The 4,892-nt window shown below is 40.7% G+C and carries 4 protein-coding genes and 2 pseudogenes; all 6 read left to right on the top strand.

Going from position 1 to position 4,892, the window contains the following annotated elements:
- Positions 1-888, top strand: a pseudogene (locus N8M95_RS09050) (hypothetical protein); the annotation flags it as partial.
- A gap of 9 nt (positions 889-897) precedes the next feature.
- Positions 898-1,377, top strand: a complete 480-nt coding sequence (locus tag N8M95_RS09045; RefSeq protein ID WP_120769991.1) for a hypothetical protein — start codon at positions 898-900, stop codon at positions 1,375-1,377.
- 94 nt (positions 1,378-1,471) lie between these two features.
- Positions 1,472-3,145: pseudogene (locus N8M95_RS09040) on the top strand (LXG domain-containing protein); the annotation flags it as partial.
- 18 nt (positions 3,146-3,163) lie between these two features.
- Positions 3,164-3,823, top strand: coding sequence for a DUF6572 domain-containing protein (locus tag N8M95_RS09035; RefSeq protein WP_004264174.1), 660 nt, complete (start codon positions 3,164-3,166; stop codon positions 3,821-3,823).
- A gap of 47 nt (positions 3,824-3,870) precedes the next feature.
- Entirely contained in the window at positions 3,871-4,029 is a 159-nt protein-coding gene (locus tag N8M95_RS09030; protein ID WP_162927853.1) for a hypothetical protein, read from the top strand.
- Positions 4,030-4,038: 9 nt separating this feature from the next.
- On the top strand, positions 4,039-4,892 hold an 854-nt coding region (locus N8M95_RS09025; RefSeq protein ID WP_261117072.1), incomplete at its 3' end, for an LXG domain-containing protein.

Raw genomic sequence — 4,892 nt, 5'->3', positions numbered from 1 at the left:
AGTGCCATCATGATTCCCATAGGGCAGACTCAGAGCGTTGTCAAGGGCTTGACCCAGTTTGCGATAGGGGAAGCAGGTGCCTATACAGCGGGTCAGGTTGCCTATCATGGGACTAAGCTCCTAGGTGGTAGTGAGGAAGACGCTCAAACCGCAAACTTTATCGGGAATATCGTAGGAGGCTATGCGGTCTCTTCAGCAACCAGCAAGTTTAGTCTCAATAAGGTGAAAGATGCCTTTTCTACGAATACAAAAAAATACACTCTGAATAGTGATCGATTATCAAATCTAGAACTATATACATCTCCAGAAATAAAAGCTAAAATCAATAAGGCGGGTTATAGCCTGGAGGACTTTTCGAACTTAGTAGATGCAGATACGACTTTATCAGCTAAAACAGATGCCTTTGTCAAAGCTGTTCGCAAAGAGATTGGTATACCAGCTCCTAAAACCAAGATGAATAAAACGATACCTACAGAGTTTGTTGAATCATATCTCAGCGGAGAACGTAATTCTTTTGCAGGTTTTGTCTCGGTTGATGAGCATTCAAAATCATTAACTACTCTTCCAGAAATAGTTGAAGGAAATCGATTAGACTACCCCAATACTCCTTTTGACTTAGAAAAAACCAAGACCTATGCGAAGATATCATTTTTCTTGGATGAAGCAGATAAGCTAGATATTCCATTTGGTGAACTTGATAATGCGAGTTATCCTTTTACAGGTCGAGGTTTTACAGGTTCTAAGAATATCATATTACCGGAGTATAAATTGATGGAAGAACATGTATTTAAGAATGGAGATATGATAAGCATTTTTGAAAGTAAAACTGGTAAAGTTATGAAACAATACGGTTTTACTAAAGATAAAGGCTGGATAGTATTGGAATGAGGGATAGTAATGTACGCAATTTATAAACAAAACAAATTTGAAGCGGAATATGAGAACAAGCATGAAGTAATTTTATATAGTCGTGTTAAATTTAAAGATTTTCAAAATTATATAAGTCCTTGGGGGAGGATATCTGATAATGTATTTACAAAAAAAGTCAAGATGGAAGAGCTAGACTATCTATACAGTATTCATTATGAGATTCAATATAAGGGGCATTCTTTTCATGTTAGTAGTGGGATGATTCGAAGGAATGTTGAGAAAGATTGGTTTGAAATAATACCAAGCGCCAACCAAAATCAAATAAAGGATGAGTTGGGATTCAAGCAGATAAATAAGTTAGAATGGGCAAAAGAGATTAGCCGAAAAGACATTGAAGTCTTAAAAATAATCGAAACACCTTTAGGAATCTTTAAAGATCAGGGAGTTAAAGTAAAAAGTTTAGAAGGCCAAGCCATTGATAACTTTTTAAATTCTATTGAAAAGTAATTTTTTGATGCTTTATCGCCATTAAAATAGCTTGTAAGGAACTTGTTTATTCACTTTTAGTTATAGGCAAGTTCCTGTTTTTACATTAAGTGAGAATCTCCAAGGTCAGGCCATCTCGAGTATGCGCACCTACCTAGTAGAGGTGCATGGGACTCTCCTTCAGACTCTGGTCAACCTGATGAATGACTACTCAACCAATCTCCTACTGTACAAGGACGGCTACTACCAGATTGATGGTGACCTTCATACAAAGCTACCTGGTCAGGTGTTTACAAACCTTCATAGTAATTTAAAGAGTTCACGGGACGATTTGAAGGGTGAGATTGAGGTCTTGAACACGACCAAGGACAAGATTTCAGACTTGGTGAGCTACGAAGGAAGCAGTCATACCAGTACAGTCATGAACTATAACTTCCTCATGAACCAGCTCAAGAACTTGGATACCTCCATCACTCAGTATGAAAGTAATCATGCGAGTCAGGATTTGGTTGCCTTTAAGGAACTCTTGTCTGCGACCAAGGCTTTGGTCGCAGAGCACGCAGGGAAGACACGTACGGTAGGGACTTATCAGTCAGGAGATTTTGCCAAACTCCAGTCTGTTCAACGCTTTGCGATAGCTTACAAACAGGCGACCCAGCAGATGGAGAGTCGTGTTGAGCGTGTACAAGCAGCTCAGGAGCGGGACAAGGTCCGTTTTGAAGCCTTGGCTCGATCAGATAAGGGTTGGAAAGACATGGCTGTTAGCGCATTGACTATCATTGTCGGAGTGACAGCCATCGTAGTTACATTGGGCTCTGCGACTCCTTTAGTTGTTGCAGGCGGTATAGTGGGTCTTGGGACAACAGCCTATGGGGCTTCTAATATGTATGAGGCTGATCAGGATATCAAACTTGGGAATGCAGGGGATATTCAGACTAAAGCAGGAAATCCCATCAGAGATACGCTTTTCATGGGCAATGACAAGCTGTATCATGATGTTGGGAATATCTTTGTGACGGCGAGTGCTATCATGATTCCCATAGGGCAGACTCAGAGCGTTGTCAAGGGCTTGACCCAGTTTGCGATAGGGGAAGCAGGTGCCTATACAGCGGGTCAGGTTGCCTATCATGGGACTAAGCTCCTAGGTGGTAGTGAGGAAGACGCTCAAACCGCAAACTTTATCGGGAATATCGTAGGTGGCTATGCGGTAGCTTCAGCAGCCAGCAAGTTTAGTCTCAATAAGGTGAAAACTCAGTTCTCTACGGAATGGAATGAATATTTAAATGAATTCCCAAAAATTGAAGTTGATAAAAATCAAGTAGATGAGATTCTTAGAATAAGTCCTAATCCTGATGATGGCGTATTTAGACCTAACCCTCGGAAATATCTTCCTAAAGAATACCGACAGGCTCACAAGGAATTATTTGATAATGGAGTTGCAGCCTTTGTAAAAGATGATTTCTTCATCCAGAAATTTGGTAATTTTGGTCGAGAAGATGGAGCTTTTGTTTTTCCAAAAGATGTAGCAAAGGCCATGATTAAAGAGGCTGATGGAAATCCGAGAAAATTAGAGGCTTTATTGGGATTGGATGAGGGAAGTTTAGGAGACTCTCCTAAACTGGTTCTTCCGCAGGAAGTACATAATTACAGAATTCCTGATGGAAATGAGGGAGGATCACGTGCTAATCCACAGTGGCGACCAGGAGGGAAAACATACCCTGGAGGAGTTCCTGAAGCAGTAATAGACCCGGTTCCAAAAGATAAGGTAACATTAGTAGATATTTGGTAAACAACAAAGGAGATGAGAATGGAAACTATTTATTTAAGCCAAAAAGACATGTTGGAAATCTGTCAAGATGGGGATAAGTATTTTTTACGTTATCCAACTTTTAATATTACCATGCCAGAAGTGGTTCAAGAAATCCCCAAAGAAGCTGCCGATAGCTATATGTCGGGAGAACATACTGGTAAAGAGTTAATGAATTATGCGCAATATGGTTTTTGGAAATCAAAAAAGCAATATACACAAGAAGAGTCAGACAAAATTTTTATACGAAATAATCCTGATCTAATTTTTAATGATTTATCTGATAACCAAAAAATATTTTCTCCTGAAGAATTTAATCAAATCGTCACACAAGTTATCGTTTCAAAACTGAAACCTAGCGAACTAGACTCTATTGGTGTTGTAGATAGTCATTTAGAGTTACTCCTTGTGGATCCAATTGGCTGGGAGGAAGAAATAGAAGCAGTTCATCTAAAAATTCTGCAAGAAAAAATAAACAATTATATTCATTTTCTCGAAAGCAAACAGTATGTGGAACGATATGGAGATAACTTTGACCAAAAAGTCATCCATATCACATTCCAGTATTCTCCATCTGATAACAGTTTAGCACTCCTAGCAACTGTTCAGAAGACATTGCAGAATACGGATATGAGCTTGAAGGTAGAATTACCGGAGTAATAAAGGGAGCGAAAGACGCTCTCTTTTTGTGGTATAATGAAGAAGGAGTGAACCTATATCAAAAACAATTCAATGAGCTCTATCAGTTGATGACGAGCTATACGTCCTTATTGGGAACAGACATCGCCTTGATGGCAGCTACAGGAAAAGAGTTGGCCCGTACAGATACAGTATTGGGACAAACACTGTTTTCTGGCTTGCAGTAGGGAGGTTCTATGAGTTACAAGATAAAATTTGATGATATTACCTCTGTTCAAGTGGAAAGTCAAAAGACGATGAATGCTTGGGAAGAGGCCATCGCTAGTCTAAATAAGGCTATGAGTGACTTCATCAACAATCAAAATCTCCAAGGTCAGGCCATCTCGAGTATGCGCACCTACCTAGTAGAGGTGCATGGGACTCTCCTTCAGACTCTGGTCAACCTGATGAATGACTACTCAACTAACCTCCTGCTGTACAAGGATGGTTACTACCAGATTGATGGTGATCTTCATACAAAGCTTCCAAGTAAGGTATTTACAAACCTTCATAGTGCTTTAAAGAGTTCACGGGACGATTTGAAGGGTGAGATTGAGCTCTTGAACACGACCAAGGACAAGATTTCAGACTTGGTGAGCTACGAAGGAAGCAGTCATACCAGTACGGTCATGAACTATAACTTTCTCATGAATCAGCTCAAGAACTTGGATACCTCCATCACTCAGTATGAAAGTAATCATGCGAGTCAGGATTTGGTTGCCTTTAAGGAACTCTTGTCTGCGACCAAGGCTTTGGTCGCAGAGCACGCAGGGAAGACACGTACGGTAGGGACTTATCAGTCAGGAGATTTTGCCAAACTCCAGTCTGTTCAACGCTTTGCGATAGCTTACAAACAGGCGACCCAGCAGATGGAGAGTCGTGTTGAGCGTGTACAAGCAGCCCAGGAGCGAGACAAGGTCCGTTTTGAAGCCTTGGCTACGGAGGATCGAGCCAAAAACGGTTGGAAAGACCTAGCAATTGGTGTGGTGACTGTTGCGATTGGTGCTTTAGCGATTTGGGCAACTATGGGGGCAGCGACACCCTTGGTTGT

It is taken from the genome of Streptococcus mitis, from assembly GCF_946190325.1.
Classification (GTDB): domain Bacteria; phylum Bacillota; class Bacilli; order Lactobacillales; family Streptococcaceae; genus Streptococcus; species Streptococcus mitis_CF.
This window is presented reverse-complemented; position numbering and strand designations above follow the sequence as displayed.

Coding starts and splice junctions, on each gene's coding strand:
- N8M95_RS09045 (WP_120769991.1), top strand. CDS start 898: ATGTACGCAATTTATAAACAAAACAAATTTGAAGCGGAATATGAGAAC.
- N8M95_RS09035 (WP_004264174.1), top strand. CDS start 3,164: ATGGAAACTATTTATTTAAGCCAAAAAGACATGTTGGAAATCTGTCAA.